This window comes from Providencia sp. 6390 (assembly GCF_058148425.1).
Window position 1 is genome coordinate 1,049,457 of record NZ_JBYVYL010000001.1, and the last position, 14,814, is coordinate 1,064,270.

Sequence of the window (14,814 nt, forward strand, 5' to 3'; positions counted from 1 at the left end):
ATGGATTAAAAGGTAGCCAAAAATCTAACGAGCACGGCACCTTGGTATAGACAGAATTTATAACTAACAGTGATTTTAAGTGACTCTGCCGCTTATGTACATATTGTCATTAGGGTTTATTTCGTAGCTGATACATTGAATGAAGAAAAAACAAGCAAACTACCCATCAAATGCATCACAATCTAATGTGATGCACATTTTCTTCAGTTCTAATACAGTCATTTATTGTAGGCAACATCAATAAAATCTAAACAAAAAACCATTTTTGCATTCATATGCAGTCAAATCATTCATAGCACATCTATTTCGGAATCATTACTTCCTATCCTTTGCTATGATTAAACTAATTTAGACTATCGCTATAAAAAGGACATTCGATGAAAAAAAGTTTACTGGTCTCTTCATTATTTCTTTTACTCGTAGGCTGCCAAACTGTGAAACCTGCTGATAATACAAAAACTTTTTATGTCGATTCAACACTCGCTGATTGTGTTGGAGTCGCACCAATGAAATGCATGAAAGTTAAACAAGATCCAAATGCAGATTGGGAATATTTTTATGGCTCAATCCAAGGTTTCGACTACCAACCTGGTTATCAATATACCTTAAAAGTAAAACAGTTTGATGTTGCCAACCCACCTGCTGATGCACCAAGTATCCGCTATGAATTGGTTGAAGTTGTCAATAAAACCAAATAATTTCATATCACCTTATATTACATCGTTAGCAGGTGAATGTTTAATCTGCTAACGATAATTACCTCAATAATCCATTGTTTTTATTATGTTTAAATAATAATATTTTACTCATTAAAAATGGTTCTATCGCCTACACATATAGTGAATATTTCTATGAACAGTAAAGTTATTGATAAGTTAGGTCTCATTACACTACGTGATCGAAAAATCGCAATGGTTCGTTCTCACAATAAAACGTTATTTTATATACCAGGGGGAAAGCGAGAGCTGAATGAAACTGATGAGCAAGCTTTATGCCGTGAACTTGATGAAGAACTCACATTAACTTTGCACCCTGATTCGATTCGCTTTTACGGTGAATTCATTGGGCTTGCAGATGGCAAGCAAGATGGAACACAAGTACGCATCCGCTGTTACTTTGCAAATTATGATGGCTCCCCCATACCCGCCGCAGAAATTGCAGAGTTAGCGTGGCTTGATAGTCACGATATCCCTCTTTGCTCAACGACAGCCGCGATCATCATTTCACAGTTACACCAAGATGACCTAATTAATTAAACAAATATTATACGTACTCAAATTTTGCTGTATTTCAGTTTGGATAAAAGTGACTGCACGTTTTATCATTAGTAAATTTTACCAATATCCATTAATATAATACGCTGTATTAATCAATAGTAGGTCACTTTAGTTGAGCAATGGAGTGAATAAATGGTCAGCTCTTTGTATGCTGTACTGGGCGCTTTGCTACTTATTAGGCTATCGTTGAATGTTGTTAGGCTGAGAAACCAATACCGTGTTTCCTATGGCGACGGTGGTTTTTATGAGCTACAAACAGCAATACGCGTTCATGGTAATGCGATTGAGTATATCCCTATCGCTCTAATTCTATTATTATTTATGGAAATGAATGGTGCACAGGTTTGGATGATCCATCTTTGTGGACTAATCTTGATTGCAGGGAGAGTATTACACTCCTATGGGCTCAAAAACCATGATGCCTCTTATCGACGTTCAGGTATGGCCGCAACGTATATTGCGATGACATTAATGATTATAGCCAATATTTACTACTTACCTTGGATACAAATTTTCTCATTCAATCTTTAATTTTTATTATCTATACGGCACTTAATTAAGTGCTGTAAAACTTTTATAGCACTTTTGAGCGATTGATTTTCAGGTTACCCACCTTTTCTGCTACAATCTGCGACTACTTTTCGTTTTACATATACAGATCTTATGTCAAGTCAGGAATCCAACAATAAAGACAGCCTCTTTAGCGCCCCAATTGCTAATTTAGGTGATTGGCAATTTGATGAAAAAGTTGCTGAAGTCTTCCCCGATATGATCCAACGTTCAGTACCGGGTTATTCAAATATTATTACCATGATTGGGATGCTAGCGAGTCGCTTCGTGACAGAAGGCAGCCATATTTATGATTTGGGTTGCTCGTTAGGCGCTGCAACGTTATCAATGCGTCGTAATATTACCGCTCAACATTGCCAAATCATTGCGGTTGATAATTCCCCTGCAATGGTTGAACGTTGCCGTCGTCATATTGATGCTTATAAAGCGGCAACCCCTGTCAATGTTATTGAAGGTGACATTCGCGATATTCATATCGAAAATGCCTCAATGGTAGTACTCAACTTTACATTACAATTCCTCAATCCTGATGATCGCCAACGACTATTAAATAAAATATTTCAAGGCCTGAAACCTGGTGGCATTTTAGTGTTATCAGAGAAATTTAATTTCGAAGACCAACGCATAGGTGAGTTATTATTCAATATGCATCATGACTTTAAACGTGCAAATGGTTATAGCGAGTTAGAAATTAGCCAAAAACGTAGCATGCTAGAAAATGTGATGCTGACAGATTCCGTTGAAGCACATAAGTCACGTTTACAACAAGCAGGTTTCACCCATTGTGAAGTTTGGTTTCAGTGCTTCAATTTCGGCTCACTGTTAGCACTAAAAGGAACCGCATCATGATTGATTTTGGACGCTTCTATCAACAAATTGCGACAGGCCCTTTAAGTCATTGGTTGGATACGCTACCGGCACAGATCACTGAATGGAAAAGCAATGATTTACATGGTGGATTCAAATCATGGGAAAAGATGCTCGATAACTTACCTGTGATGACACCTACACATTTAGATCTAAAACACAGTGTAACTGCAACGCGTGATCCTGAATTATCTGCGGGTGAAACACGCCGCTTAAATAATATCCTTGAACAACTCAAACCTTGGCGTAAAGGTCCTTTTTCCCTGTATGGCGTCGACATTGATACTGAATGGCGTTCCGACTGGAAGTGGGATCGTGTCTTACCTCATATTTCACCATTAAAAGGTCGAATGGTATTAGATGTGGGATGTGGTAGTGGTTATCACATGTGGCGAATGCTGGGTGAAGAAGCCTCATTTGTGGTTGGTATTGATCCAACTCAGCTATTCCTTTGCCAATTTGAAGCTGTCAGAAAACTGCTTGGCGATGATCAACGTGCACACTTGTTACCCTTAGGTATCGAACAACTGCCCGCTTTGAATGCATTTGATACCGTTTTTTCTATGGGAGTACTTTATCACCGCCGCTCACCACTAGACCACTTATGGCAGCTAAAAAACCAGTTAGTGAGTGAAGGTGAACTAATATTAGAAAGCTTGGTGGTTGAAGGCGATGAGTTCCAATGCCTAGTGCCCGGCGAACGCTACGCACAGATGCGTAATGTGTATTTTATTCCATCAGCAAAAATGCTAAAAGTGTGGCTAGAAAAATGTGGTTTTGTCGATGTGCGTATTGTTGACCAAGCACTGACTTCAGTTGAAGAACAACGACGTACTGAATGGATGAAAACGGATTCATTAGCTGAGTTTTTAGATCCTAGTGATCCAACTAAAACCATTGAAGGCTATCCTGCACCATTAAGAGCAATTCTAGTCGCTCGTAAGCCATAAACAAAAAGGTGAATATTCACTTTCCAGACTGCTGACAAACGCTTTATGTTTGGTAGCAGTCATTCAAATTTTTTGAAATAAATTAGGAAGATTAATTCATTGATTTTCAACTGATAGTACAGAGCGAAAAAATCACACTTTATCCTGCTTCGTCAACAACCTGAGAAATCAGTCATTTTCTATAAGACACAATCCCTGAACTCACTCGTCACAATATGTTCCAATCCAATTAAGACTACCCTATAAATACCCTTAATTTACTTATATCATCAATAGGTTAAATAACGTTCTAGCATATTTTCAAGCACACTCACATATGTGCTTAAAAAGCAAAATATTATCCTATTAAGATATTTTTATTTTTATAAAAATATATATAATTATATTTATTCAAGAATAATTTATTTTAGATTATTAATTTTAACTCATCACTTTTGGTTTTTCTTATGCGAATTTTTTACTGTCTCATTATATCATTGTCTTTACTCGCCTGCTCCCCTTCTGAAAATCGAATTTTTACTGCTGTAAAAGAAGTCATTAGTAAACATTACCCTGAACCAGATACCATTCAATATAAAGATATCTCTATTTATAGAAATATTGATGAGGCCACGATATGTGGTGAATTTAATGCAAAAAACAGCAATGGCGAGTTTATTGGATATAGACATTTTGTCAGCCAAGTTATCATAAGCAATAATATAGATATTCTTAGTATAAATATTAGAAATAGAAGTAACTCCAATAATTTTGCCTCATTGATTTGTGAGAATCAGGGTTATGAAGGTGCCAAAAAAGCTCAGAACCGCCAAAAACAAGAATTCATGAACAACGTAAATAAGCTTGCTGAAATAGAAGAAAATATCAATGATGAGTCAGTTCGTAAACGCGTTGTGACACATTTAATAAGTAGAGCAAAAGACATTTATGATTCCGAACTAAGTACTGATACACTCAAGATAGTTGATAATGGGGAAGGACGTTATGTGAGTATAATCGCATATAAAAAAGGAAACGATGTTTATTTCACTTCATTATTAAACTCCGAAATATACGATTTAGAACCTTTTAATAATAATATTATTAAATACATACATACAAATGAAACAGATAAAAATTTAATGGTGATTGGTAATTATGACTCTGAAATAGAAGATGACAGCCAAGAAGAACCAGAAATGTTCACTCTCGCTAAAGAGATCCTAGAAAATGGGACCCCCTATGCAAACACTGTTTTATCTGCCAAGAATTAACCTTTCATTTGGATATATACTATAAATAATTCAGATTGCAGGTAGGCGGCTAACTGAACGTAGTCCCCCCTGTAACCTGAAGTATAACGAGTATATTCCCCATCCTCTTATCATTTTAATAGACCTCCTAGTATCATCATAAATAAAAAATAGGAGCCAACGATAACATAAGGAGATATAGTTAAAAATACAATTAAAAACAAAAGGATAGATATTTTTTATTAGATATAATAGATGAAAACCACAGTGTTGTAAATATTAAAGTAGCGACTACAATAGGAGAGACTTTATGAAAAACATAGAAACTAAATTTAAGTAATATTATAATAGACATTCCCTGTCACTTATCCTTTTACCACTTTAATTTTCTTTTTATTCGTTACAATTGAATGAGACCATATTTAATATTTCATCCATTTTCGAATAAGCTACACTACCGCCTTTTCAGTAATAGAAATAAAATCTTTCATCGCTTCAACAGTTGGCCCATCAACGCAATAATGAGTAAACTCATCATTTTCACTGTTAGAGGCCATAGTGACGCCAACTTTACGGTAATTCATACTTGAAGGAACCGATTTCCCCGCTGAGCTATGCACTTCTGTTAGGCCAATTTCCATAAATTTACTCAGGTTAGCCAAGCGTACACCAGCCCCTGCCATGATCACTGGGCCATCTATTTCGCGACTTTTTTCATGTAATTCTTTAAGTAATGGTAATCCAAGCTCTGCATTTTGCTGCTGACCTGACGTCAAGATACGTGCGACACCGAGGCTCTTTAACTGATCTAATGCAAGTAACGGATTGATACACATGTCAAAAGCACGATGAAAAGTAATATGCATTCCTTGTGCAACGTCCATTAATGCATGCATACGATCAATATCAATACGCCCTTCTGTATCTAATATTCCAATAACTGCACCTGGGAAACCCATTTCTTTAACCATGATCAGATCTTCACGGATCACTTCAAATTCATTCATGTCATAACAAAAGTCACCGCCACGTGGACGAATAATCGGATGAACTGGGATATGAAGTTTTTCTTTCGCCAGTTTCAGATATCCATAGCTTGGTGTTAAGCCACCATCGGCTGCACCGGAACATAATTCAACACGATCTGCGCCATACTCTTGGGCAACTTGAGCACATTCGATACCGAAACAGCAAATTTCCAGCTTTGCCATGACCACCTCCAAAACGTAAGATTAAAGCATTCACTTTAATATTTAATTAATCACTCAGGTTAAAAATGTTATTCGTTAACATTCGTGCAATGATGCCACTAATTTCTATTCGTAACCGGATAAACATCACAGCATGAACAGTTTTTTGCGAGTTATTCTCAATAACGTTAATTACATCACTTATTTTTCGCTTTCAATGATCTGTTTTAGCGTAAACGGGTGGTATTTAACCGTAATCGTTCCATTTGTTACTGCTAATGTTGGATTGGGCAATCTTTCTGACTGGCCTTTAGGCTGGCTTACTTTTACCTTATAACCTTCAGGTAATGGCAGAGGTAATAATGCTCGTGCGGCACTTTCTAGTCGTTCAGGATCAACATTAATCACCATTTCAACGTGCTCCCATGTTTCTTGTGGATAGCTTTTCTCTTTAGGAAAAGGTAATTCAATAACAAACACATTTTGTGATACCACACTCAGTGGCTGGAAAAGATCAAATAAACAAATGGGTCGCCCATTGATTTCATTTTCTGACATTAGATGTGCACAACGTAGCAACCCTGAACGCCAACGTTCTGCTGTTTCAATATGATGACAACGCACAGAAATATGATCAATCTGAAAATCAGTCAGCGAAATCCCTAGTTCTTGCGCCATTTGTGTTAACTGTTGTTCAAATTCAGGTAAAGCCAGCCATAAATCATGCAGTTCTGGCACGTTAGCAAAGTCAGTCATGTCAATTACTCTTTTACTTTTGAATAAAATCGCCAGACTGTAGCACGACTCCCTCTAAATATGGTATAAAACCAGCCGAATTTTCTCTTCTTTCTTTTAGTTCTGCGCATGTGATGGCACAATGCGATAACTATGTTCGTTATTTAAGGTAATCCGGTGAATATTCAGGCGATTCTTTCAGATAAAATCAGTGCTGCAATGCAGGCAGCGGGAGCCCCAGAAGGCAGTGATGCACTCGTGCGTCAATCAGCAAAAGCTCAGTTTGGCGATTATCAAGCTAACGGTATCATGGGCGCTGCTAAAAAAATGGGCATCAATCCCCGACAACTGGCCGAGCAAGTCGTTAGCCATTTAGATCTTGAAGGGATTGCAAGCAAAACAGAAATTGCAGGCCCTGGCTTCATTAATATCTTTCTTGAGCCAACTTGGATTACAACACACATTGAGCAAGCACTTAACGATCCACATCTAGGTTTATCACCTGTTAAACCTGAAACGATCGTAATCGATTATTCTGCACCAAATGTGGCAAAACAAATGCATGTTGGCCATTTGCGTTCAACCATTATCGGTGATGCTGCGGCACGTACCCAAGAGTTTCTTGGTCATAAAGTGATCCGCGCAAACCATGTTGGTGACTGGGGTACACAGTTTGGTATGCTAATCGCTTACCTTGAAAAAATGCAGAATGAAAACGCCAGTGATATGGCGCTGGCTGACCTAGAGGAATTTTATCGCGAAGCCAAACAGCACTATGATGCTGATCCTGCATTTGCAGAACGTGCCCGTGGATATGTGGTTAAATTACAGTCTGGTGATGAGTATTGCCGCAAAATGTGGCGCAAACTAGTCGACATCACCATGCAACAAAACCAAGAAACCTATCGCCGCTTAAATGTTACATTAACTGAAGATGATGTGATGGGCGAAAGTTTATATAACAGCATGTTACCGGGTATTGTTGCTGATCTTAAAGCCAAAGGCTTAGCGGTAGAAAGTGAAGGTGCCACCGTCGTTTACCTTGATGAGTTTAAAAACAAAGAAGGTGAACCAATGGGCGTTATCGTCCAGAAAAAAGATGGCGGATTCCTATACACCACCACTGATATTGCTTGTGCCAAATATCGCCATGAAGTATTGCATGCTGATCGCTCACTATATTATATCGACTCACGCCAGCATCAACACTTGATGCAAGCATGGACCATTGTACGTAAAGCAGGTTATATCCCTGAGTCTATGGCGCTTGAACATCATATGTTTGGCATGATGTTAGGCAAAGATGGCAAGCCATTTAAAACACGTTCAGGCGGAACAGTACGCTTGTCTGACTTACTTGATGAAGCTATCGAACGTGCACAAGCCCTGATCCGAACCAAAAACCCAGATATGTCAGAAGACGAGCTAAACAATGTGGCCAATGTGGTGGGTATTGGTGCAGTTAAATACGCTGACTTATCGAAAAGCCGTACCACTGACTACATCTTTGATTGGGATAATATGTTGGCTTTTGAAGGCAACACTGCGCCGTATATGCAATACGCCTACACTCGCGTTGCTTCTATCTTTAAAAAAGCCGATGTCACGCAAGCTGATCTAACATTACCTGTAACGTTAGAAGATCCGCGTGAAATTGCGCTCGCAACTCGCTTAATGCAATTTGAAGAAACCATTCTCATGGTTGCTCGCGATGGTACACCACATGTGATGTGTGCTTACCTATATGACTTAGCTGGTCTATTCTCTAGTTTCTATGAGCACTGCCCAGTGCTCACTGCAGAAACTGAAGCACAACGTCAAAGCCGTTTGAAATTAGCGCTGCTGACTCAAAGAACCTTAAAAACGGGTCTAGATACTTTAGGTATTGAAACCGTTGAGAGAATGTAATTTGTTCTTTTTATATTAGAAACATTAAGGGCGCATATTAAATAATATGCGCTACAAACAGTAGCTAAGTATATTATGTTTAGCTACTGTTTGTTAGTTTTTGAAATAAGAAATAAAAAGAAAGGTGATTCATTAAATCAATCCCTTGTATTTAACCATCCCATTGTTAGATTGCATGCGCATGATTTTGCTACCTTAGTAATTATTCACCCGATAGCAACCAGTACACAGCCATTTGAGCATCCACAAATCACTTTATGACCTTCAAGTGCGACAGGTATCCCATTGATTTTCATTAAATTATCGCCCTCGGCGATAGTGCCAGTTTTTTTGCATGACGGACAGTAAACCGAGTCGCCTACACAAGCGACTCCTTGGGTTTGTTTGGCAAGGGAAGATCCCGTCAGTACAGTGCCACTAGTGTCGGTGGTATCATTTTTTAAAATGATTTTGCGTCCGTTAACTGTGCTGCGCATATTGATATCCTGATATAATTGGTAATTTACTATTGCTAATTGGGGCAAACTATCTTCGTAACCGTGAGACAAACTTTCAGTTCTCTTGAAAAGTCATCACTATTACTGTTATGGTTCTAAGCTTCTATGATGTTAAGTCAAAGCTCCACGGAATAAGCCCTGAAAATTGCAACTGACCAAACCACTTTGGCCTGAATTCGTCTTGAAAACAGTTCAATCCATCCAAATATTGTGCGACAACGCATAAAAAAATAATATTCTCTCTACGTATTGGCATTGAATTAATATTCTTTAATGCTTGTTTTAAAAATAAATCTTTTTCTTTATAGTTATCAGTAAATTGTTTATTGATATCTTTGAATAAAAACAAATCCATTTCTGATTTTAATAATGATGGTGTTTCACCTATCACATGATAGCGATTTTTAGCATACGCTATTATTTCACTGACGTTGTTGGACAAATCGAGCGTTTGATAGTTTTCAATCTTATTTTCTAACCATGCTTTACTTTTGAGATCTTTAAATAAAACCACCTGCTCAAGATGTTCTTGTTCTGCTTGATATAATGGCGACTGAGTATAAAACTGCCCACAGTAGAGCATCAATGTGGTTTGTGTCACACACAAATATTGGCTTGCTCGACCAATTGATTCAAAGTGCAGGTAATTTTTCTTTAATAGATTAAATAATGCTTCCCGATTAATTTCATAATACATTAATGCAGATTTATGTTCTTCTTCAAAATAGTTAACCGCATCCAGATAAAAGGCTTGTAGCCTATTATCTCGAATAATTTGTTTGCTTTGGGCTGTTAGCTTCATCGCGTTATCCATATCGCAAGGCGGTAAATTAACCGCCTATTGTTCGTGATTAAAATAGCTTATTAATAACTTGCAGCTCTGGATTAATTGTAATGAGATCATCAATCATCTGATCATAAATTGCTGACCTATTTTGCTTCCAACCCACCATGTCTGGGCGGTGTTCAATCGCCATCGGGGTTTTAAGTAATGGGTGATCGATAATAGGGGTTGTTAATCCATGTTTAGCACGAAAATTTTTTACAGCTTGATACTCAAAAGGCCACACTAATAAAATTTCCATGTCGATTTCATAGCCCGTCGCACTTTGTTCATTTTCATCCCAATCAAATAAAGCTGACCATTCTACATGACGATCACAAAGTGCGATAAGCCATTGGGCGACAACATCGTGATTTTCATTATATAACGCTTCTTGGCAAAAACGTTGATAAAATGGATCGATAGGAATACCTGCACTCTCCCAATCGATGGTTTGATTTTTTTCACTTGCCAACATTTCAACTGCAAGCACGCCTAGCTTCTGTGGACGAGTATACATCGGGAGTGATTTTGCCATTTTACCCGATTGAATACTTTCAATGATTTTATCGTAACAAAGATTGCCAACCTTAAAGTAATCACAAGCAAAATCCATCAGTAAAATTTCGCCTTGCTCAGAAAAGTCTAAAGATAAATTTTTATCCTTAAATAAATTATAGTAATTAACTAAAAAAGAAACATTTCTATGCCAAAAGAATTTCTCAAAAGCATATGACTTTTCATCCTCATTAGAGTAGACTTCTTTCATATAAAGTTCCCCAGTAATTCCCATTGCAGAATCAAGAGCAACAAGGTAATTTATATATCTATCAACAGGTTTTTTTGTGCTATCTATTTCTATATCTTTATAAAATCTAATATCTATCTTTTTTTTCAAATCTATAGTGCTAACTTCTATATCTTTCAATTCAGTTTCTATATATTTATTTATTAATTCCATTCTAGCCATTATTTTATTATCTCCATAAGAAACATGTTATCAAATCGAGAAGTTTTACCAACAGAAAACGTCTCATCTATTCCAACGGTTATTTTGATGCCCCTTACATTATCAATATTATCACGTAAAGTAGAACGAATATTACGAATATTATCTAAGTCCGCATCGGTTATATTGTAATCATTTTTTTTGTAGAATTTATTTTCAGCATTTTTCATGTGTTTGCTTAAATTTTTAATCGGCTCTTTTTGAGCTTCACTAAGGCTCCCTCCAATTAATGACCCTGAATCATCAAATTTTTCTCTCATAACTGTTTTCGTTTCAATCGTGATCCAATGAGGTGGTGGCGAATCGATTTTACAAATTAAATCAATCCCATGGCCATTCTTTTTTTGTAAACTGAACACTTGACTCGTATTAATGTTTTTCCCATATAACGGATTTAACTCCTCCCCATTGGCTCCTTTTATTGATAATTGATTAACTGGAACTGCTTTTTCAACTTTACTTGAACTTTTAGTTTTATAAAAAGCGCCACGGAGTAAGCTACCATCCTTTGCTGCTTTAACCACATGATTTTCACCAATATAACCCACCAAGTGCGCTAATTTCAGTGCTGCAATGTCATCATACAACTTTTGCTCTGCGAGAACTCGATATAAGTCACCTGATTTGACGTTCAATTCAACATGACCCTTTACTTTTTGTGATTGTCCAGCCGGTTTACCCTCGATACGCAGAATATAACTACCATCGACTCTTGGCCCAAACTGAGTAACCTTAACATCATCCAAATGTCGCTGAAATGTTTGTAGTTTTGCGTAGGTTTGAGTGATATCTACGGCTTTTAACCCTTTGGTTTTTTTTTGATTCGTTGTACTAATTTCATATGCAATATTTTTATGTGTCATATCGTTATTTCATCCCTATTAACGACTCGATTCAGGTAACACTGTAGGCTCTTGTACCGTAAAATTGCCAAGGTAAACAATACTTGCACCACCAGAAGCACTGCTGACACCCGTTAACGCTTTGGTTTTGACATTTTTTCCAAATAAAATAAACATATTAGCCGCGTGGTAACTGGCTTCAAACGCTTTGGTGTTTCCCGTTTGGCTATCAAGGTATTTCATTGAATTTAACAACACGTTATACCCTTGATTTTCGTTATAGCCCAAGAAGGCCGTCATATCTTCAATGGTTTGATTACCCATCAAAACCACATTGGCGACTTCGCCGGCAACACGGTAAGCCACTTTCCCTCCCAATCGGATAGCGGCGCCAGCCCCAGTAAATAACAACGCGATATCGACCGCAATCATCACCCCTTGTGCAAATTTCTCGCCATTTTCATCCGCTTTATTTTGGATATCGATATCTGAAGCAATGTATTCAATCAGTTCATCGGCTAACTCCGAGTAGGTTTTCACCATAAGGCTATCGCCCCGAGTTGCCTCTCGCTCTTTGTTCCCTTTTTCATCTACAGTCCACCCATCAATCCAAGCATCGACTACCGTGTATCTCGGAGACACCGCAATCACTTTTTGGAGGTCATTGACTGCGGTCATCTGTACATTAGAAGGTGTTGCCATCCGTTGAATATCATGCACACTCCCTGTCGGGTTTGTGTACGCTTTGCTGGTATAAGGTTCAAATGAACGCTCTAAAAAGAATTCAATTTTATAGTGGTGACGCCCAAATTTATGTGATTTCCCTTTATAGTGAAATTCACTGCCTTTTGGGCGTTCATATTGAGAAACAAAGGCCAACATAAAACCGAGAAAAGCCTCGGAGGTACCCAGTCGCTCTCTTAATGTCTCAAAAAAGCGATTATGCCCCATAATCTCTTCCGCAAGTTCTTTCATGTTATTCGGGGCGCTAGGAGACTGACTTATCGTTGAAACATATTCCAACAATGAATAATAATCGACGCCAACCGGAATTTTCTCTTTAGGTACCGTACCGTCTTCATTTTCAGGGTACTCTTCCCAGTCTTCATCAAACGGGCTAGCAATATTTTGATTGTAATAATCAATATCCGCTTGCTCATCACTTAAAAAAAAGCAATCTCGAGTACTCTGTTCACACGGCTGGACATCAATAGGGTCTTCAACAGGTTCATCCTTAAAACATTTTTCACTTTCCATAGAGGCTCCTTTACTGCAACACAATAAATTGGTTGCCGCTGACATCATCGGCAAGAATAAATAACAGGTTATCCATAAACTGGAGGTAGTCGTTCACCGGTAAGTAAGGCAACAACGTTTTCACCGTGACAGGGTCGTAATAACGAAACATCAACCATGTTTTTGCTTCGGTATCATACACTTGATTAAATTTGCGCAGTTGGTGAGCCAGTTTTTCGAGTGGCAATCGTGAACGCAAATAGATCCCCAATGGGGCTTTTTGGCTGTTGTCGAGTAGCCATGCCACAAACGGCGATTCGGGCTCTAGCTTCACTAAATATGGGGCATAAAACGAATAGTGCTCTGCACTGTCGCCTTTCCACAGACAACAATATTCCACTTCAAAAATATCTAACAACACCGCAATATCAGGGCGTTTAATCGCATCGATTACCGCCCATGTCTGGCTGTCTGTTACCTGTGTACCTCTGATAACCTGTTTAGCGTCATGCCGGGTGAACAACACGTTACCAAATAAGTAATCTTGCAGCAGTATGAGCTTATTGCTGTTATCGGACTGATAAGGAAATAATGTTAAGCGCGATAAACTCATTTGGCACTGTTCTCCTTTTTCGCTTTTGCACAAATTTCACAAAAAGGCTGTCCTTCTTCCGTTGCTGCCATTAACGCTTTCACCTGATCAACGCCACCGCCGCCAATATCGAATGACGAGGTATTGATTCTGAGCTGTTTCGCTTTAATGGTGATCCCTGAGCTATCAATCACAATACTGCCCCCTGAGCCCGCCAGCGTCAGTTGGTTTTCCGCATGAATAATGTAATAAGGGGATTGTGAAAACAGCTTAGTTTTCACTTCTTCGTGGCGTTGGCCTTCCACCACCGTTTTTTGGTTACCACTGATTTGTGTTTGCTTATCGGCAAAAATCACCGATTTATGGCTACTGTTAATCACTTCAGTCAGGTTCTGATCAATTTGAATTTCTTGGTCTTGTAAAATATGGAGAACTGAGTTACGTCCAATTTTTTCATAGTGATCACGCCCTACATCGGTGCGTTTATCTTGGCCAATACGCTCTTCCTGATCGACACCCACCTGTTTTTGGCGATTGTGCCCAATGGTATGAGACTCATCATTAAGAATGTGCGTGCGGTGATCTTTTTGCGCATGCAGATAAATTTCTTCGCGACCGTTATCATCTTCAAAGCGCAATTCATTAAACCCTTCGCCTTTGTGGGTTTTTGAGCGAAATGTGGTGCGCGTTTTGTCTTTTGGTAAGTCTATTGGCGGACGATTTCGGCCGTTATAGGTACATCCAACCACGATAGGTCTATCTATGTCATTGTTTAGATAGGATATTATTACCTCTTGCCCTATTCTGGGGATCGCCATAAAACCAAACCCATCGCCGTTCCAACCCTGTGCGACTCTCACCCAACAGGAGGCGCTGTGGTCAGCTTTTCCACGCCTGTCCCAATGAAAATAGACCGTCACCGCCCCTTGCGCGTTGGTGTAGATTTCTTCCCCCGGAGGTCCTACAACTGTTGCAAGTTCATTGCCATCCGCCGTCGGTTTATAACGATACGGCGGTCGCCACTCTTGAGTACTTGGCATAAACGTAATAGTGTTGGTCAGTTGAGTCCCTTCACCGCCACTGTTG

16 protein-coding genes are annotated in these 14,814 nt (G+C 38.6%); 7 read left to right on the plus strand and 9 right to left on the minus strand.

The window, feature by feature from the left end; genetic code table 11:
- Positions 1-377 precede the first annotated feature (377 nt).
- From AC3Z9T_RS05025 to AC3Z9T_RS05050, 6 genes are all read left to right on the plus strand, one after another.
- Positions 378-698 (plus strand): DUF4377 domain-containing protein, encoded by a 321-nt coding sequence (locus AC3Z9T_RS05025; protein ID WP_490125096.1) that lies wholly within the window; start codon positions 378-380, stop codon positions 696-698.
- A gap of 153 nt (positions 699-851) precedes the next feature.
- Complete coding sequence (locus AC3Z9T_RS05030; protein WP_490125097.1) at positions 852-1,256, plus strand: NUDIX hydrolase; 405 nt, start codon at positions 852-854, stop codon at positions 1,254-1,256.
- Positions 1,257-1,409: 153 nt separating this feature from the next.
- A complete protein-coding gene (locus AC3Z9T_RS05035; RefSeq protein ID WP_490125098.1) occupies positions 1,410-1,808 on the plus strand; it encodes an MAPEG family protein in 399 nt (132 codons plus the stop codon).
- Positions 1,809-1,940: 132 nt separating this feature from the next.
- A complete protein-coding gene (cmoA, locus tag AC3Z9T_RS05040; protein WP_490125099.1) occupies positions 1,941-2,696 on the plus strand; it encodes a carboxy-S-adenosyl-L-methionine synthase CmoA in 756 nt (251 codons plus the stop codon).
- On the plus strand, positions 2,693-3,664 hold the full coding sequence (gene cmoB, locus AC3Z9T_RS05045; protein ID WP_490125100.1) for a tRNA 5-methoxyuridine(34)/uridine 5-oxyacetic acid(34) synthase CmoB: 972 nt from the start codon (positions 2,693-2,695) through the stop codon (positions 3,662-3,664). Before cmoA ends, cmoB begins: the two co-directional genes overlap by 4 nt.
- 446 nt (positions 3,665-4,110) lie before the next feature.
- Positions 4,111-4,917 carry a hypothetical protein gene (locus AC3Z9T_RS05050; RefSeq protein WP_490125101.1) on the plus strand — a complete coding sequence of 269 codons (807 nt, stop codon included), beginning with the start codon at positions 4,111-4,113 and terminating at the stop codon, positions 4,915-4,917.
- Positions 4,918-5,345: 428 nt separating this feature from the next.
- Here the strand turns inward: AC3Z9T_RS05050 and cutC are convergent, their stop codons facing one another.
- Both cutC and AC3Z9T_RS05060 read right to left on the minus strand, forming a co-directional pair.
- Positions 5,346-6,107 carry a copper homeostasis protein CutC gene (gene cutC / locus AC3Z9T_RS05055; RefSeq protein ID WP_490125102.1) on the minus strand — a complete coding sequence of 254 codons (762 nt, stop codon included), beginning with the start codon at positions 6,105-6,107 and terminating at the stop codon, positions 5,346-5,348.
- A 180-nt stretch (positions 6,108-6,287) separates the two neighbouring features.
- Positions 6,288-6,842, minus strand: coding sequence for a VOC family protein (locus AC3Z9T_RS05060; protein WP_490125103.1), 555 nt, complete (start codon positions 6,840-6,842; stop codon positions 6,288-6,290).
- 156 nt (positions 6,843-6,998) lie between these two features.
- Here AC3Z9T_RS05060 and argS point away from each other — a divergent pair, with 156 nt between their 5' ends.
- On the plus strand, positions 6,999-8,729 hold the full coding sequence (gene argS, locus AC3Z9T_RS05065) for an arginine--tRNA ligase (RefSeq protein WP_490125104.1): 1,731 nt from the start codon (positions 6,999-7,001) through the stop codon (positions 8,727-8,729).
- Between the two features lie 206 nt (positions 8,730-8,935).
- Here argS and AC3Z9T_RS05070 read toward each other — a convergent pair whose 3' ends face one another.
- The 7 genes from AC3Z9T_RS05070 to AC3Z9T_RS05100 all read right to left on the minus strand — a co-directional run.
- A complete protein-coding gene (locus AC3Z9T_RS05070; RefSeq protein ID WP_490125105.1) occupies positions 8,936-9,205 on the minus strand; it encodes a PAAR domain-containing protein in 270 nt (89 codons plus the stop codon).
- Positions 9,206-9,329: 124 nt separating this feature from the next.
- The gene (locus AC3Z9T_RS05075) at positions 9,330-10,028 is read right to left on the minus strand and encodes a hypothetical protein (protein ID WP_490125106.1); all 699 of its coding nucleotides are present in this window, start codon (positions 10,026-10,028) and stop codon (positions 9,330-9,332) included.
- 49 nt (positions 10,029-10,077) lie between these two features.
- The gene (locus tag AC3Z9T_RS05080) at positions 10,078-11,019 is read right to left on the minus strand and encodes a hypothetical protein (RefSeq protein WP_490125107.1); all 942 of its coding nucleotides are present in this window, start codon (positions 11,017-11,019) and stop codon (positions 10,078-10,080) included.
- Positions 11,019-11,921 (minus strand): hypothetical protein, encoded by a 903-nt coding sequence (locus AC3Z9T_RS05085; protein WP_490125108.1) that lies wholly within the window; start codon positions 11,919-11,921, stop codon positions 11,019-11,021. Before AC3Z9T_RS05085 ends, AC3Z9T_RS05080 begins: the two co-directional genes overlap by 1 nt.
- An 18-nt stretch (positions 11,922-11,939) precedes the next feature.
- Positions 11,940-13,157 (minus strand): hypothetical protein, encoded by a 1,218-nt coding sequence (locus tag AC3Z9T_RS05090; RefSeq protein WP_490125109.1) that lies wholly within the window; start codon positions 13,155-13,157, stop codon positions 11,940-11,942.
- A gap of 10 nt (positions 13,158-13,167) precedes the next feature.
- Positions 13,168-13,749: a DUF4123 domain-containing protein gene (locus AC3Z9T_RS05095; protein WP_490125110.1), complete on the minus strand. Its 582-nt coding sequence runs from the start codon at positions 13,747-13,749 to the stop codon at positions 13,168-13,170.
- On the minus strand, positions 13,746-14,814 hold a 1,069-nt coding region (locus tag AC3Z9T_RS05100), incomplete at its 5' end, for a type VI secretion system Vgr family protein (RefSeq protein WP_490125111.1). The genes AC3Z9T_RS05100 and AC3Z9T_RS05095, both read right to left, overlap by 4 nt.

Excerpts from the sequence above, each read along its gene's own strand:
- AC3Z9T_RS05025 (WP_490125096.1), top strand. The coding sequence starts at position 378 with ATGAAAAAAAGTTTACTGGTCTCTTCATTATTTCTTTTACTCGTAGGC.
- AC3Z9T_RS05030 (WP_490125097.1), top strand. The coding sequence starts at position 852 with ATGAACAGTAAAGTTATTGATAAGTTAGGTCTCATTACACTACGTGAT.
- AC3Z9T_RS05035 (WP_490125098.1), top strand. The coding sequence starts at position 1,410 with ATGGTCAGCTCTTTGTATGCTGTACTGGGCGCTTTGCTACTTATTAGG.
- cmoA (WP_490125099.1), top strand. The coding sequence starts at position 1,941 with ATGTCAAGTCAGGAATCCAACAATAAAGACAGCCTCTTTAGCGCCCCA.
- cmoB (WP_490125100.1), top strand. The coding sequence starts at position 2,693 with ATGATTGATTTTGGACGCTTCTATCAACAAATTGCGACAGGCCCTTTA.
- AC3Z9T_RS05050 (WP_490125101.1), top strand. The coding sequence starts at position 4,111 with ATGCGAATTTTTTACTGTCTCATTATATCATTGTCTTTACTCGCCTGC.
- cutC (WP_490125102.1), bottom strand. The coding sequence starts at position 6,107 with ATGGCAAAGCTGGAAATTTGCTGTTTCGGTATCGAATGTGCTCAAGTT.
- AC3Z9T_RS05060 (WP_490125103.1), bottom strand. The coding sequence starts at position 6,842 with ATGACTGACTTTGCTAACGTGCCAGAACTGCATGATTTATGGCTGGCT.
- AC3Z9T_RS05070 (WP_490125105.1), bottom strand. The coding sequence starts at position 9,205 with ATGCGCAGCACAGTTAACGGACGCAAAATCATTTTAAAAAATGATACC.
- AC3Z9T_RS05075 (WP_490125106.1), bottom strand. The coding sequence starts at position 10,028 with ATGAAGCTAACAGCCCAAAGCAAACAAATTATTCGAGATAATAGGCTA.
- AC3Z9T_RS05080 (WP_490125107.1), bottom strand. The coding sequence starts at position 11,019 with ATGGCTAGAATGGAATTAATAAATAAATATATAGAAACTGAATTGAAA.
- AC3Z9T_RS05085 (WP_490125108.1), bottom strand. The coding sequence starts at position 11,921 with ATGACACATAAAAATATTGCATATGAAATTAGTACAACGAATCAAAAA.
- AC3Z9T_RS05090 (WP_490125109.1), bottom strand. The coding sequence starts at position 13,157 with ATGGAAAGTGAAAAATGTTTTAAGGATGAACCTGTTGAAGACCCTATT.
- AC3Z9T_RS05095 (WP_490125110.1), bottom strand. The coding sequence starts at position 13,749 with ATGAGTTTATCGCGCTTAACATTATTTCCTTATCAGTCCGATAACAGC.